Raw genomic sequence first — 15739 nt, forward strand, 5'->3', positions numbered from 1 at the left:
GATTGCCATCGAGCATCCGCGACGGCCTCGGACCTTCCGGCGCGCCGGAGTAGCTTGAATACAACAACAACCGTGGAGACGAAACCCATGGCTTCATTGCTCTCGGTCAACGTTGGTATGCCCAAAGATCTCGCCTGGCAAGGGCGAACGGTCCACTCCGGGATATTCAAGTCGCCGGTCAACGGTTCGGCGATGGTGCACAAACTGAATATCGATGGTGATGGCCAGGGCGACCTCAACGGCCACGGCGGCGAGCAGCGCGCTGTGCTCGTCTACCAGATCGAATCGATCCGGTATTGGCAGCACTACTTCGGGCACACGGGTTTCGAATTCGGCCAGTTCGGCGAGAACTTCACCGTGGCGGGGCTCAGTGACCAGGATGTATGCATCGGCGACCGGTACCGGATCGGGGAGGCCGAGTTCGAAGTGACCCAACCCCGGGTCACCTGCTTTCGCGTCGGCATGCGGCTCGGCATCCCGACATTGCCGGCACTGCTGGTTGCCCACCACCGGCCGGGTTTCTATTTCCGGGTCATCAGTGAGGGGCGGGTTCAGGCCGGCGACCCGATCACTCGTACCCGGCGTGGCGCGCACCGAATGAGTGTCGCGGGGATCGACGCACTGCTCTATCTTCCCGACCGCGATGCGAACGACCTCGAGAACGCACTCGACATTCCGGCACTCAGCCCGGGATGGCGGCAATCGTTCCGGGAGTTACTGTCCAGCGAAACCATCGACGCGTCGACTACCGGTGTCGAACCGAGCTGGCGCGGCTTCCGCGCGATGAAGGTTGTCGATATCGTCCGCGAGAGTTCGACGATAACGTCGGTGTACCTCGCGGCGGATGACGGAGCCGACCTGCCCAGCGCGCGGCCCGGCCAGTACCTCACACTCCGCTTCCCCGGCGCTGGAGACCCCGCGCCCGTCCGCAGCTACTCACTGTCTTGCGCACCTGGCAGCGACACCTACCGCATCAGTGTCAAGCGTGAGGGAGTGGTCAGCAGTTATGTGCACACCCAACTGCGCACCGGCACCATCGTTGCGGTCGCCGCCCCGCGCGGTGACTTCGTGCTCACGGCGGCTACCGAACCTGTGCTGCTGATATCCGCGGGCGTCGGCGTCACGCCGGTACTCGCGATGCTGCATCATCTCGCCGCCCAGCACAGCGACCGTGAGGTGTGGTGGCTGCATACCGCACACAACATCGACGAGCAGGCGTTCGCCGATGAGGCACACCACTTGCTGCAATCACTACCCACCGCCCATGAGCACGTGTTCCACACTGCTCCGGCCGCCGGGATCCCGCCCCACCGATTGACTGCCGAAGCGCTCGCGACTCTCGGTCTGCCTTCGGACGCCACGGCTTACGTGTGCGGACCGCAACGCTTCATGACCGACATCGGCGAAGCGCTCACCGGACTAGGGATCACCCGCATCCACACCGAACTGTTCGGCACACGGACACCGATCAACCCTGGGGTGACCACCGTGTCGAGCACCCCACCCCACCAGCCACCAGGTACGCCGGGCACCGGCCCGGGGGTCACATTCGCTCGCAGTGGCCTGTCCACACACTGGCAACTCGATACCGGATCACTGCTCGAACTCGCCGAGGCCTGCGACGTGCCCACCCGATGGTCATGCCGCACCGGCGTGTGCCACACCTGCATCACCCCGCTCCTGGCCGGAGCCACCAGCTACCTACCGGACCCACTGGAAGCCCCCGACAACGGTCAGGTGCTGATTTGCTGCGCCCGCCCGGACAGCGACATCGTGCTGGATCTGTAACAGCCCGACCGTGCCCGTCATCGAAAGCGTGGGCCGAAACGGCAGCAGCAAATGGCAAGAACACCGAGACAACGGAGTGTCACAGAGAAAGGGGAGTCACATGAAAGCGATTGTGGTGACGGACCGGGCCGCGGGAACGGCGGGGATGACGCTGACGGAGCGGCCCGAGCCGGACGCGGCCAGGCTCGCCGGACTCGAGAGCGCGAACTACGGCGATGTCGTCGTCGAAGTTCATGCGTCGGGATTCACCGGGGATGAACTGGAGTGGCCATCGACCTGGATCGATCGCCTCGGCCGTGACCGCACACCGTCGATCCCCGGCCACGAGGTGGCCGGCGTGGTCACCGCTCTGAGCTATGGAACGGCGGGGCTGTCGGTGGGGCAGCGGGTGTTCGGCCTCACGGACTGGACCCGCGACGGCACGCTGGCGGAGTACGTCGTCGTCGAGGCTCGCAACCTTGCGCCGCTGCCGGGCGACATCGATTTCACGGTGGGCGCGAGCGTCGCGATGACGGGCCTGACCGCGTGGCAAGGACTGTTCGATCACGGACGTCTTCAGGCGGGGCAGAGCGTCCTGGTGCACGGCGCGGCCGGCGCAGTCGGTTCGATGGCCACACAGCTCGCCCGCGAGGCCGGTGCCTACGTGATCGGTACCGGACGCGGGGCCCACCGTCGCACGGCGCTCGACTTCGGCGCCCAGGAGTTCGTCGACCTCGAGAACGACGCGCTGAAAGATGTCGGCGGCGTCGATCTGGTATTCGACATCTTCGGCGGAGACATCGGGAAACGGTCCGCGGGTCTGGTCCGAGCCGGAGGAACACTGGTGACCATCGCCGGGCCGCCCGAGACACGACCGGCCGACGGCCTGGCGGTCGACTTCGTTGTCGTGCCCGATCGCGCCCAACTGGGTCAGATCGCCCGGCGGGTGTGGGATGGCCGGCTGCGGACGAACATCGGCCGTGTCGCAACCCTCGACGACGCCGTCGCTGCCTTCAACCCGACCGAGCGAATCAACGGGAAGACGATCATCCGCGTTCGTCCATGAGAGCTCACCGCGGGACTCCTCGAAGGATTATCTGGGTCGGCGGTTTTTCGCGGGCGATGGTGCCGTCACTGTTGCTGGTGAAGGTGACCGGGGTGGAGTCGCTGCATGGTTGGAAGCTGTTCTCAGGCGTTCTGTTGATGAGGGGCAACTGCTTCGAAACGCTTCGGGGATCGAGCGGCGCGGTGGGGGTGGTGGCTGCCTGGATCGCTTGCGTGAGGGACAGTACGGCGTCCCGGGTCAGGCATCCGTAGACGCTGGGAATCGTGGTGTCGGTGTGCGGGGGAACGTTGTAGAAGACGGCGTTGAGGTTGGCGGCGTAAGCAGTCCACCCGGGCGGCGGTGTGTTCGCGCTGGAGTCGTCCGGTGAGGGGTGGTTCGGGTAGGGGTATGCCGAACTGGCGTAGATCACCGACATCCCCGCACCCCGCAATGTCTGCCCCTGGTCGTCGATGCTGCTCATCGCTGCGCCGACAGTGAGGATCACCGATGGTTCGTGGGACCCGCAGGAGGTGGTCAGCCATGCGATCAGGTTCCTCAAGTCGGCATCGCGACCGGCGAAGGCCAGGACGTCCGCTGTGCAGACTTCGTGGGGAAACTCTTGGGAGGCAACACCGTTCGAGGTGCTCTGCTTCGCCTGGGTCACACCGTTGAACGTCTGCACATGCGGTCCGATGGCGATGTGCGGCGCCGACTCGAAGTCTTTCTTCAAGGATTCGACGTACAGATCGTTGGCGTCGATCAGACCCTGGTCCAGGAGCTCGACCGCTGGGTGCGAGGGGTAGTGGTCGCCGATCCAGGTGTCCAGCGCCGTGATGAGGTTCGTGGTGCGGGGCATCATCGACACGACCCGGGGGTCGAGAATGTCGAGGTCGGCGTTGGCGATGGGGCCCAGATCGGTGATGCTGTCCGCTTGCCACAGTTGTTTGGCGGCGTCGTTGGTACCGACCACGCTGGTGGTGAGCGTGGTGGTGGCGAGCAGTCGGCCGTGCCCGGCAGCCAGGTTTTCCGCCATGAGTTTCATCAGGCCGATCGGCTGCGTCCAATCCTTCGGCGCCTGCTGCACACCGACATCACCCAGCGCCAGCTGAACCTTCGATGCGCTCCCGTTCTTGTTGTGCTGTGCCTGGCCGGTTGCGGCACCACCGAGCAGCTGCTGCAGCTGTACGTCGTTGAGCTGCCCCTGTTCGCCCGAATCGCTGGACAGCAGCGGCATCGGTACGGGCACCCCGATGCTGTTGAAGGCCGGCGCCGTCGCGGCGTCCTTGTTGTTGGCGATGATGGCTTCGACAGCCGGCTGCATATCGGCGGGCAGCTGGTCGGCATCGATGCACACACCGTCGGAACCGATGATGCCCTTGGTGACACAATCCTCGGCCTGCTGCGCAGTCGTCATCGCGGCAGCCACCACTTCCGATGCGTGCGAGCTCATACGATCGGTGACCACAGCCACCGCACCAACTGCCACCGCCAGCACCACCACGACACCGCCCGCGATCAGCACGCGCTTCTTGCGCTGCCACACAGCAGGTTCCGGAGGGACCGGGCCGCCCGATGGGCCTTCGGGAGGATTTGCCGGTGGTTCGTCCACTGGGCCCGGCTTTCTCTGGGCGTCGTGTGCGGCCTTCCAGCGCGTTTCCCAATCATTCTGCGCTGCAGCAAGTTCGGCGGGATCCAGGGACGGGTCGAGCCGCCGCAGGCATGTCGACACGATCGCCTTGCCCACGCCCTCCCACGTAGGCAGCGGGTGGTCTCCGAGCGCCTTGGACAGAGCAGAGGCGGAGACCGCCGCCAACTCCGCCAGCCGCCCCTGGCTCGAACTGCCTCTGGCCGTATCGACCAATTCCTTCAGCTGCTGCTTGAATTCCAGCACTTGTGGCGGGCGTGGCGCGGTCACCGCTGCGGCTCCGGCGTAGCGGCCAGCAGTCCGGCCGCAGTTCTGACCGCGATCACCCCGGCCGCGCCGACCACCCACACAGCGGCCTGCGGTTCGACGTGGCACGCGATCAGGACGATCACGCCGATCAGAACGATCACGAAGATGACCACCCGCACCCGAACCGCCCTCGGCGGGAACAGTTTCCGCGGATGCAGTGCTTGCAGTATGTCGACCATTGTTCGACCTCCCCTTGCGACGAATGCCGTCTCGTTCTCGACCCGGACGGACTTTCCAGTGACAACTCCGCGCCACCCCGTCGATCCCCGAAAGCCACAGCGACCGCCTGCAAGCAGGCTGTGCGGGTCCCGACGGCCGTGGCGCGTGCCACAACAGTTCCACCCCGGACGACCCCCAGCCAAGGGAAGCCGCCGTTCCAGTCGTTGCCTATCATTTCCATGCGGCAGCGGCCGAGTATTGCCTCCATCGTGACCGACACCACAGGCCCGAAAAATGTCCGGTAACAAGCAGATCCGGGCACAGATCAGGTCACGGAACGGTCTCGGGCGGTCGGCGCGGGCACGGAAACGCTTCCCGGCCGATCCGGAATGCTTTCCGGCTCTACGGAAACGCCTCCACATCCCGCGGAAACGTTTCTGTCCCAACGGAAACGTTTCTCATGTTCCGGAACCCCCTGGACGGCGCTCGGATGCGGCCACGAAACTGGGACGGGCGCATCGGATCTGCGAGAGTTCCGTGCGCCCTCCCCGACGGCCCGAACTTTCCCTTGACCCGGACGGACCGTTACCGAGCGGGTCCATCGCTGCAACGATGGACCCGCTCACCCGAACCCCGCCGACACGACTCGGCCGGGCAGACCGGCAGCCGAATCATGACCCGTGCGCCACGTGATGGGGAGGTGACCGGGAACCTCAGGCCGGTGCGTCCGAGGCATCCGATGACTCGGACGAGTAGCGCGCAAGGTGCTTGCCGAGGGTGTCGGCCAACTCCTGAACTCGCAGGACCAGGTCTTCCCGGTAGGTGATGACGTTGTTCCAGTACAGGCAGAGGGTGCCGCGTCGGGTGTCGCCATTGCACACCGGCATGCCCAGCCAGCTGTGGAAACCTTCGGATGCAACGAGGTCGGTCACCGATCGGAAGAGCGGATCGGTTCGGGCGTCGGCCACGAAGACGTGTTGGTTGTGTTTGACGATGTTGGGTAGGACGATCCCCTCGGCCTGACCTTTGATGCGGATTTCCTCGACGTAGCGAGAAGAGAGACCCCGCCAGCGCATCGTGGACGGCCACGGGGACGACGCCGGATCGGCGGGCCACACGTTCCCGGCGGCCACGTGGACCCGGTCGGCGCCCAGCGACGCGGTGGCCACGTCGCAGGCGAGGTCGAGCAGTTCGGACAGGCTGCCGACGCTCGACGCCTGCTCGTCGAACTGCTCGAAGTGGTCCGGCCGGGTAGTGCTCCGGGTGATCGTCTCGACGACGTGCGTCGAGACCGACTGCGCGATTCCAGGTCCCTGCTCGATGTGGCGGACGTAGAACTCGAGCGCGTCGCTGTCGGATTCGAACGACGCCAGGACGATCATTTCGTAGGCGCCGGTGGTCAGGTGGACCTCATCCACCTGGGGCATCGACGCCAGGCGATCGGCGACGACGAACCGCTGGCCCGACTCGACCCGGACCAGGACGATGAGCCGCGACGGAGGCGTTTCGAGGTCCATGGTGGCGACGACCCGCATACCGTCGCGCTCGATCAATCGGCGGATCCGCTGACGTACGGTCTTCTCCGACACCCCGACCTGGGCGGCGACCTCGAGGTTGGACATGCGCCCGTTCTCGGCCAGCAGTCCGAAAATCTTCGTATCCAGCGCGTCGAGTTCGCGCACATGAACCTCCTTGGCTCGGACACCACAGCGTAACCGAAATCCGAATATCGACCAATTGACTTTCGTGTTTCGGTGGACGTACTTTATACTAGTCCGAATCTCGTCCTCAATTGGGTCGATATTCGGACCTGACGGCCACAACGTCAAAGGGCGTGAGTTGGCCGGACTTCGACGCATCACCCGGTGCCCGCGATGGGTCAGCCGATCCGCGGTGAGCAACGAAGGAACCCGGAGAGAGGACGCAGCAGGGCATGCGATTCGCATTCAGGACAGCCCCTCAGAACACCACCTGGGCCGAGATACTCACCGTCTGGCAGGCGGCCGACGACATCGAGGTGTTCGAGTCGGGATGGACCTTCGACCACTTCTATCCCATCTTCTCCGACAGCCGAGGGCCGTGCCTGGAAGGCTGGACGGTCACGACCGCCCTGGCCCAGGCGACCGAGCGGCTCCGATTCGGAACCCTCGTGACCGGGATCCCCTACCGACATCCCGCCGTCCTCGCCAACATGGCGACGGCCCTGGACATCATTTCCGGGGGTCGGCTGGAGCTGGGGATCGGAGCCGGGTGGAACGAAGAGGAATCGGCCGCGTACGGCATTGCGCTCGGTACGCCCGCGCAGCGCAGCGACCGGTTCGAGGAGGCCTGTGAGGTGCTCACCAGCCTCATGAGCCAGGAGACGACCACCTTCCGGGGCGAGTACTACCAACTCACCGACGCCCGCAACGAACCCAAAGGCGTCCAGCGCCCCCACCCGCCCCTCTGCATCGGGGGTAACGGCGAGAAGCGCACCCTGCGCACGGCGGCCCGTTTCGCTCAGCATTGGAGCTTCCTCGGCGGGACCCCACAGGAATTCGCCCGCAAAAGGGATGTCCTGCATGCCCATTGCGAGGACCTGGGTAGAGATCCGAGCGAGATTCTGCTGTCGAGCCCCGTGATATTCGACGGCGACGTGGGAGCCACCGCCGCATCGGCTGCCGCGCTGGGTGAGGAAGGGCTGGGGCTGGCCATCATCCCGCTGCGGCCACCGCTCGACCCGGCGGTACTCGAGCCTCTCGCCTCCGCCCTCTCCGAGATCGACTAGCCACCCTCGCGCGGCGGAGACATCGGCGCCTCATGTGCTGGGGTGCCCCGGCTTTCCGGGTGGACGAATCCAAGTGACCGCAGACCAGTTCGAAAAACGAGATCGTGGAGGCAGAGCATGGATGTGTTCGAGGCGATGGGGTCGGCCATGACCATGCGGTGGTTGTCCGGCGAGCCGGTACCGGATGAGCTGATCGAGAAACTGATCTGGGCCGGCACCAGAGCGTCGAGTCCGGAGAACTCTCAACTCTGGGACTTCATTGTGGTCAGGTCACCGGAACAGCGTGCGCGTCTGCACGAGACCATCGTTCCCGACCTCTCGTCACTCGACGCCGTCCGCCGGCGGATGGCAGGTGCTGCCGACCCGGTGAAGCGTCGTATGGGAGAGGGTGGGTCTCACCTGTTGGCCACTCTCCGAGAGGCTCCGGTTCTGATCTTCGTCTGCGGATCCTCGTATGTTCCCGGCGATCCGAGAGAGGACCGCTACCAATACGCCGCAATTTACGGAGCGTCGCAGAACATGCTCGTAGCCGGCCGGGCGCTGGGCTTGGGAGTCGCCCCGACCGGCATACACAACCTCAACAGCAGGGGCGTCCGGCAAGTGCTCGACGTGCCGGATCACAAGATCATCGGTGTGACCATGGCGGTGGGGTGGCCTGCGCGTCCGTTCCGTCCGGTGAAACGCAAGCCGATCGCGGACGTAATGCACTTCGATACCTGGTGAACGTGCTGCGCACCACCATCACTCGTTCGGCATTTTCCGGTAGGAGGACCGAGATGGGCCGGGTGATCATCGCCGGCGCGGGAATCGTCGGGCTGAGCACCGCACTTTCCTTGCGCCAGGCCGGTTTCGAGGTCGCGGTCCGGGAGAGGGCGCCGCGGATCAGGGAGACCGGCGCCGTTCTCGGGGTGTGGCCGCATACGATCCGGGAACTCGAACGACTCGGGCTCGGCGCGCGACTGGCCGAGATCGAAGCGGAACGAAGTTTCGTACGCTATCGCGATTTCTCCGGCGCCGAACTCGCCACGACCGACATGCCACCGGTCCGGACGGTGTATCGACCCAGGCTCAGCGCGTTGCTCGCCTCCGCTGTCGGTGCGGACGCCCTGCGATCCGGCAAGGAACTCGTCGATTACGTCGAAGACCGTGATGGGGTCACCGTGCACTACGCCGATGGCGACCACGAACGCGCGGACCTGCTCGTCGGCGCCGACGGCCTGAATTCGCGAGTGCGTGCGATTCTCGCCCCGGGCACCGAGAGCCATCACCAGGGAGGGCACCATGTGTGGCGAGCGGTACTGCCCTTCGACGGCGAGATCGGCGACGACTGTCCCGTGCTCGGGCGCAACCGCACCCGAGGGACGCTCGTGCGCCTCGCCGACGGTTCTTGTTGCTGGGTGATCGCCCAATTCGGCGCCACCATCGGTACCGCGACGAACAGCAAGGAAGAAGCGCTCGCGAGGGTATCGAACCTGCACGACGGGACCTGGCCGTTCGCGCTGCGCGAGGCCGTCCTGGCCACCCCGGAGGACTCGGTCCTGCACAGCCGGGTCGCCGTGGTACCCGCCATTTCTCGCTGGACCGGCGCCCGGGTGGTGCTCGCCGGAGACGCGGCGCACGCCATGTCCCCGCACATCGGGTCCGGGGCCTCGCTGGGTATCGAGGACGCGCGCGTCCTCGGTGACTGCCTCGTCCGCGCCGACATCGCACCCGCATTGGCCGCGTACCAGGACAACCGGCTCGACCGTTACCAGCACGTACGGCGGTACGCGGACGCCATGGCCGCGGCGCCGACACCGTCGGCCTACGTGGAACGATTCTCCGAATACCTGAACTGGCTGCACCACAGCCGAACCCACCCGGTCGAGCGGCAATGACGAGGTGCCTGGGTGCAGGAAAGCACCGATAGCGCCGCGCTAGATGCGGGCGACCGCCGCGTACAACGACGCCTGGGCGTCCAGGCTCGCGGGCGGCTCGATGTCGTCGGGCTTCCAACGGTGCGCCGACACGACGCCGGGCTCGAGCAGTTCGCGGCCCTGGAACAGCTGATGGAACTCCTCGCGGCTGCGCGCCTGCAGCGGCACGCCCTGTTCGTTGTAGATACGCGTGAGTTCACGGATCGCGGGCGGGTCGAAATCACTGCTCACATGCGAGAGCACCAGATAGGACCCCGGCGCCAATGCGTCGGCCAGGGTGGCGATGATCTCGTGCGGGTTTTGGTCGTCGGGGATGAAATGCAGCAGCGCGATCAGACTCAACGCGACCGGCTGGGACAGATCGAGCACCTCGCCCAGCTGGGGTGAGTCGAGGATCGACTGCGGCGATCGGGCATCGGCCTGGATATAGTCGGTACGCCCCTGGGCCGTGCTGACCAGCAGCGCTCTGGCGTGAGTCAGCACGATCGGGTCGTTGTCGACATAGACCACCCGGGCGGTGGGATCGACCTGCTGCGCGATCTCGTGCAGATTCGGCCGCGTCGGGATACCGGTCCCGATATCGAGAAATTGCCGGACCCCCTGGCGTGCGAGGAACCGCGTGGCGCGACGCATGAACTCGCGGTTGACCCGCGTTGCGACCACCACGGTGGGCCATTGCTGTTTGACCTGCTCGGCAGCTTCTCGGTCGGCGGCATAGTTGTCCTTCCCGCCGAGGAGTCGGGTAAGGACGGCGCGTTGCCGCGCCGTCCTCCCCTCAGAACCGTGCGTGCGAGTTGTCCCCGCACACGGCTCAAGCAAGCCTCGAGGGCTTCGCAGGTCTCGCAAATGTACGCCGGTCCGGTGGTTCACTGCGGATTTCCCGCATTGCGGTGACACCGGGAATGTGTCAAGCGGCTCCTGCCGTGTCCGTTTGCCGAAGTGCCGTCCCGTCGGATGAACTGCATTTGCAGCGCCTTTCGGGTAGTCGCGAGCCATTGCTCCCACTGCTGGGGGCTGTTTGGTTCGTGATCGGCGTGGAGCAGGAAGTCACCACACAACGTGCACCGCCCTTTCTGCATGGTGAGCAGACGGAGGGTGGATTTGGTCAGCGGGAAATTCTTGCTCTTCTTGCGGCGTCGGTCTGCCCAGTACTGGGCCAGCGACGGATCATCCGGGGATGCACCGCCTTTGACCGAGACATGACGGACGATGCGAGTCCAGGCGAACTTGCCCAGGTAGGCCCCGGTGCGACGGTCACCGAACACCCACCTGTCTTGCCTTTCCGGGTGGAACTTGCCGAAGTAACGATCAATAATCCACCGCTTCGGTTTTGTCGGATGTGCACGTTTAGCCCATTTGAACAACAATAGCCACACGTGATGATCCGCCACCCGGTAGGCCCTGCTGGATACCGCTGCGCGATAGTAAGCGGCCCATCCTCGGATGATCGGATTGAGCTTCCCGATCACCGCTTCGGCATTTGCCCCGTTCAGGGCCGATACCTCAATGGACAGCCGCCGCCGAATCCGCTTCACCGCGTCCTTGCTCGGCGTGATCAGGAGCTTCTGGCGATAGCGGCGGACCGTGAACCCGAGAAAATCGAACCCGTCGCCGACGTGCACGATTCGGGTCTTTCCCTCATTGAAGGCAAGCCCTCGGGGCTCCAGCCACCTCGCCAATTTCTCCTTGACTTGCTCTGCCTCTTCGCGGCTATGACACATTGCCACGTAATCGTCAGCGTAACGAACAAGCACCGGACTGCCAGGCGCTGATGTCAACGCCCTACCGGCCGCTTTGGTTTGTCTGACGCCCGCGGCTTCTTCCATTCCGTGTAGCGCTACGTTCAGCAGCAACGGACTAATGACACCCCCTTGCGGAGTTCCCGCCTCGGACGGTGCCCACTCGCCGTTTTCCATCACCCCGGCTCTGAGCCATTCTCGGATCATCCCCACCGCAGGAAATGATCCAAGTAGTCCAACCAGGAATTCGTGATCGATCTGGTCGAATGCCGCTCTCAAATCTGCGTCGAGAATCCACTGCCGTTTGACCTGGCGGCCACTCAGCGTATTGAAGATGGCCTCGATCGCATCATGACACGAACGCCCCGGCCGGAAGCCGTAAGAGCGCGGCTCGAACCGGGCCTCCCACTCGGGTTCCAAAGCGTTCGCGGTCTTGGCTTGAAATGCCCTGTCCACGATCACCGGAATGCCGAGCGGTCGCCGCTTCCCGTTCGCCTTCGGGATGTACACGCGCCTGACCGGCCATGCTCGGGGCGGGGCCGACTGCTGCACCATATGCACCAGCCTTGACTTACCCTGGCTGGTCAGCACTACCCGACCATCCACACCCGGTGTGGCGCGTCCGGCGTTGAGTTCCGTCACCCGACGCATACTGACCAGTGCGTTCGCCCGATTCCGGAGCATCAACTTCTGCAAATTACGGACCCGTTTCAGGTCCTTTTCCTGCGATGCCTTGAAGATCCGTTGCCTCAAACGCCGTACCTGTTCCTCGGCTTCCCGCCATCGGACGGAATCCCAGTACAAGCCCTCCGGTCCGTTCACCGGCTCTTCGCACACGTCATCAACGACCGCCTGCGTTGTTCCGGCGTCCAACTTGTCCATTGGTTCGGGTGTCCTTATCAATTCGCCTTCAATGGCTCACCCGGTTCACGTCAGCTCCCTTTCGGGCCAGGCAATTACCTGTATCCGGCCAGTTATACGTGCAACCTGATCGGAGCGATCATATAGTTGCCGCTTTCCTGCTGCCTTTCGGCCGCCGGCGTTTGCTTCTTGAACCGTCCTGTCCTGCCGGGGAATTCAGCTTTCCTTGCGGTCGGCCTACCTCGTATTCGAGGACCCCGACAGGGTTTCCACGTTCCACACACTCGAGTTACGACCGGGTAGGGTGCCCTCTTTCCCCCGGGGGCGGCGGTGTCCTCACAGCCGGAGATACTCACCCGACCGTCGCCTGTCGCCTTTCAACGACCGGCCCCTATACCTCGGCGACACTTCCCACCGTCCAAGGACATGTATCACGAGGAGTCAACAAGGATTCATTCACATTCACCCGTCCGGTCTTCCCCGACCTGTAGAGCCCGGGTGGAACAGGCTCCCTTGGGCTTTATCCTCTGAGCTTCGCACCCCGCCGTTGCCAACGACGCACGTCAGAGCGGGGACAGGCCATCGGACACTGGCCTGGGATCAGCGACAGCGACATAATCGCTGGTACTCCATACGCTGACCCGCTCGAGATGAGTGACCTCGTGTCGCACAGTAGTCGTACATGCGGGCGCTGTGCGGTAGGTCCGTCCGCAGGTCCAGCGAGGGGCTGTCGGTCACAGATGGGTCCTCCTCACGAGCACAACAGAACAATTCACCATCACTGATACCGCACCGAGCACGCGTGTGTCGAGTCGGCGGCACACGAAATGCCTTGACGCCGAGCGGATCTTGCCTCCCCGCCGATTGGCCCGTCGATCAACGCTCGTTGTGCGCGGCCACGCCGCGCTGCTCGGTGAGTTCGTCGAGAATCGCCTGCGCGGTCCGGGGGACGCTGTAGTGGTAGCCCTGCGCCAGCGAGAAGCCGAGGTCGGCGAGCACTGCGGCTTGGTGCGCGTTCTCCACCCCTTCGGCGATGACCTCCATGTCGAGTGCGTTGCTGAGCGCCTTGATCACCCCGAGCAACGGCGGCGCGGGTGAGTCCGCGGTGATCGCCGCGACGAAGGACCGGTCCACCTTGAGGATGTCCGATGGGATGGCCGCCAGCCTGCTCAACGACGAGTAACCGGTGCCGAAGTCGTCGATGGCGATGCGGACGCCGGTGTCCCGCAAGGCGTTCAGGTTGTCGATCGCGTTCGGTGACTCGGCTTCCAACTGCGTCTCGGTGACCTCGAGCACGAGTTGCCCGGCGTGCCAGCCGGTGCCGCGCAGAGTGCTCCGCACCCGATTGGCGTAATCGCTGTCGGCCAGTTCCAAACCGCTGACATTGACGTTCAGCGTGAGATCGAGATCGGTGACGATTCGCTGCATCCTGGCGGCATCCACGCAGGCCCGGCGCAGCACCAGCCGGTCCAGGTCGGCGATCAGGTTGTACTCCTCCGCGGCGCGGATCGCCCCGTTCGGGCCGAGGCCGGGCTCGGTGGCCGAGGACCAGCGCAGCAGCGCCTCCACGCCGACCAGCTTGCCGCCGAAAGGCAGGCTGACGATCGGCTGGTACCGGACTTCCAGCTTGTCTTCCGCGATGGCCCGGCGCAGTTCCTCGGCCAGGGCGATGCGCTGCCCGGATTCCAGCCTGGTCAGGTTGCGACCGGCCTGCTTGGCCCGATACCGGCCCACATCGGCCCTACTGACCAGCATCGACGCCGGTTCGCCCGGTTGCCACGAGGTGACGCCCGCGGAGCAGTCGGCGGTTATCGCCGCGCGCATGCGGTCGGTGAGCCCGACCGCGCTCGGTTCGGTCGTGTCCGGGAGCAGCACGGCGAACACGTCGCCGCCGAGCCGGGCCAGCGTCTGTTCCGGCTCCAGCAGGTCGCCCCAGGTGTCGGCGACCTGCTGCAGCACCGCATCGCCGGTGGGCTGGTCGAGGTGGGCGTTGATCGTCTGGAGGCGGTCCAGGTCGGCCAGCACCAGTGCGGGGCGCTGGTCGAACCGGCCGGCCTTGGCGATCTCGGCGTTCAGCAACCGATCGAAGCCGCGCCGGTTGAGCAGGCCGGTGAGCAGATCGATATCGGCTTCCGCGGCCATCCGGGCCAGAATCGCGACCACCACGCCGACCACCACGGTCACTCCGGCCGGGATCACCCCGATCCACCAGTGCAGGTGCTCGCGAGTGCCCGTCACCACCATGCAGCACACCGCGGCGAACGCGATCTCCAGACCGGTGACGTGCGTGCTGAAGAAGAACGCGGCGTCGCAGGCGACGAAGACGTACAACGAGGACAACGTGACCGCGGCGGTGTTGCCGGGGAGCCAATGAATGGCGACGGTGATCAGCACGGTCCCGAGGGAGACCAGGATCGGGTGCGCGCGCACCGGCATGCGCTCACCCATCAGATACAGCAGGATGCCGGTGAGAACCGCGATCAGCGCCACCCCGAACACGATGGCGCGATTCCCCACCCCGTCGCCGGTCAGTGCGGTGACCGTGGCAGCGAGCAGTCCGCCGACGAAGAAGAAAGCCCCTGTAGTCCAGGACATGAGGCTCGCCGTTGCTACCGCCGATGCTGCCCGCGCCCGAGTGCGGGAACCTCCGCGGGTTCCAACTCCTCGCATCTCTCCAGACTAGCCATCGGATTACCCAGGTCGGAGCCCTGGCCGAGCACCCGAACTCGTCGTCGCGGCTCGACGGCGACCAGCCACCCGATGCGCAACGCCGCCGAGGTCAACGTTGCGGTTCGCTCGCGTATCGGCTCGGCGGCTCGGCGGCGCTGTATTCGTCGACCTGGGTCCAATATCCAGGCGCGTAGAACCGGGTGACCCCGGCAGCGCTGACCGCGAGAACCCCACTCGGCCCGAACGTGTAGCTGTAGCCGACTCCGTAGTTCACAACGGTCGAATCTGCGAGATATACCACGAAGGCCATACCACCAGGCTATCGCTGATGGCCTGCCGACGGGGCCGCGCGCACACGGTAGTCGGCCATCCTCAGAGGCGCTCCGCCTTGCTCTCGGCGAGGTCGTTGAACCGGGCGAGCATCCTGCCCAGCACGCGTACGTCCTCCGCCGGCCAGGTGGCGAGCATCGCGTGGAAACGTTGCTGGCGGGCGGTGCGGGCGGTTTCCACCCGCCGGCGGCCCTCATCGGTGAGGACCAGCAGGTGGGCGCGACCGTCGTCGGGGTCGGGCCGGCGCTCGATCAGCCCGAGCTGTTCGAGCACCTTCACCTGGCGGCTGATGGTGGCCTTGCCGACGCCGAAGTAATCGGCCAGATCGCTGGGGCGCGAACGGGCATGGTCGTAGATGCCGATGAGCAGTCCGTACGCGGCGGGCTCGAGCTCCGGGTGCACCGCGCGCGCCACCTCGGCGGACATCGCCCGCGCACGGCGGAACAGGACGCCGAGCTCATGCTCGACCGCTCGATACGCCTCGTGTTCGGGGGCGGTCGTTCCTTCGTGTGCCCTCATACCCGGCAACCT

The 15739-nt window shown here is 65.3% G+C and carries 13 protein-coding genes; 5 read left to right on the forward strand and 8 right to left on the reverse strand.

Annotated elements, in window-relative coordinates; all coding sequences use genetic code 11:
- Nucleotides 1-87 precede the first annotated feature (87 nt).
- Together K7711_RS01300 and K7711_RS01305 are read left to right on the forward strand one after the other, a co-directional pair.
- Entirely contained in the window at nt 88-1788 is a 1701-nt protein-coding gene (locus K7711_RS01300) for an MOSC and FAD-binding oxidoreductase domain-containing protein (protein WP_222964110.1), read from the forward strand.
- Nucleotides 1789-1888: 100 nt separating this feature from the next.
- Entirely contained in the window at nt 1889-2833 is a 945-nt protein-coding gene (locus K7711_RS01305; protein WP_222964112.1) for an NADP-dependent oxidoreductase, read from the forward strand.
- A gap of 4 nt (nt 2834-2837) precedes the next feature.
- Here the strand turns inward: K7711_RS01305 and K7711_RS01310 are convergent, their stop codons facing one another.
- From K7711_RS01310 to K7711_RS01320, 3 genes are all read right to left on the reverse strand, one after another.
- Nucleotides 2838-4727, reverse strand: a complete 1890-nt coding sequence (locus K7711_RS01310) for a hypothetical protein (protein ID WP_222964114.1) — start codon at nt 4725-4727, stop codon at nt 2838-2840.
- On the reverse strand, nt 4724-4945 hold the full coding sequence (locus tag K7711_RS01315) for a hypothetical protein (protein WP_222964116.1): 222 nt from the start codon (nt 4943-4945) through the stop codon (nt 4724-4726). Before K7711_RS01315 ends, K7711_RS01310 begins: the two co-directional genes overlap by 4 nt.
- 693 nt (nt 4946-5638) lie before the next feature.
- Nucleotides 5639-6607: an AsnC family transcriptional regulator gene (locus tag K7711_RS01320; RefSeq protein ID WP_222964118.1), complete on the reverse strand. Its 969-nt coding sequence runs from the start codon at nt 6605-6607 to the stop codon at nt 5639-5641.
- Nucleotides 6608-6858: 251 nt separating this feature from the next.
- Here K7711_RS01320 and K7711_RS01325 point away from each other — a divergent pair, with 251 nt between their 5' ends.
- The 3 genes from K7711_RS01325 (at nt 6859) to K7711_RS01335 (ending at nt 9569) form a co-directional block, all read left to right on the forward strand.
- Entirely contained in the window at nt 6859-7692 is an 834-nt protein-coding gene (locus tag K7711_RS01325; RefSeq protein WP_222964120.1) for an LLM class F420-dependent oxidoreductase, read from the forward strand.
- Between the two features lie 117 nt (nt 7693-7809).
- The gene (locus K7711_RS01330) at nt 7810-8415 is read left to right on the forward strand and encodes a nitroreductase family protein (RefSeq protein WP_222964122.1); all 606 of its coding nucleotides are present in this window, start codon (nt 7810-7812) and stop codon (nt 8413-8415) included.
- Between the two features lie 53 nt (nt 8416-8468).
- Nucleotides 8469-9569 carry an FAD-dependent oxidoreductase gene (locus tag K7711_RS01335; protein ID WP_222964124.1) on the forward strand — a complete coding sequence of 367 codons (1101 nt, stop codon included), beginning with the start codon at nt 8469-8471 and terminating at the stop codon, nt 9567-9569.
- Nucleotides 9570-9608: 39 nt separating this feature from the next.
- Here the strand turns inward: K7711_RS01335 and K7711_RS01340 are convergent, their stop codons facing one another.
- From K7711_RS01340 to K7711_RS01360, 5 genes are all read right to left on the reverse strand, one after another.
- Nucleotides 9609-10505, reverse strand: coding sequence for an SAM-dependent methyltransferase (locus K7711_RS01340; protein ID WP_308014392.1), 897 nt, complete (start codon nt 10503-10505; stop codon nt 9609-9611).
- Nucleotides 10475-12229: a group II intron reverse transcriptase/maturase gene (gene ltrA, locus K7711_RS01345; protein ID WP_222964126.1), complete on the reverse strand. Its 1755-nt coding sequence runs from the start codon at nt 12227-12229 to the stop codon at nt 10475-10477. The genes K7711_RS01340 and ltrA overlap by 31 nt, the downstream gene beginning before the upstream one ends.
- An 855-nt stretch (nt 12230-13084) precedes the next feature.
- Nucleotides 13085-14803: a putative bifunctional diguanylate cyclase/phosphodiesterase gene (locus K7711_RS01350; RefSeq protein WP_222964128.1), complete on the reverse strand. Its 1719-nt coding sequence runs from the start codon at nt 14801-14803 to the stop codon at nt 13085-13087.
- A gap of 184 nt (nt 14804-14987) precedes the next feature.
- Nucleotides 14988-15188: a hypothetical protein gene (locus tag K7711_RS01355; RefSeq protein WP_222964130.1), complete on the reverse strand. Its 201-nt coding sequence runs from the start codon at nt 15186-15188 to the stop codon at nt 14988-14990.
- Between the two features lie 62 nt (nt 15189-15250).
- The gene (locus tag K7711_RS01360) at nt 15251-15727 is read right to left on the reverse strand and encodes a MarR family winged helix-turn-helix transcriptional regulator (protein ID WP_222964132.1); all 477 of its coding nucleotides are present in this window, start codon (nt 15725-15727) and stop codon (nt 15251-15253) included.
- Nucleotides 15728-15739 lie beyond the last annotated feature (12 nt).

The organism is Nocardia coffeae, assembly GCF_019890715.1.
GTDB lineage: Bacteria > Actinomycetota > Actinomycetes > Mycobacteriales > Mycobacteriaceae > Nocardia > Nocardia jiangxiensis.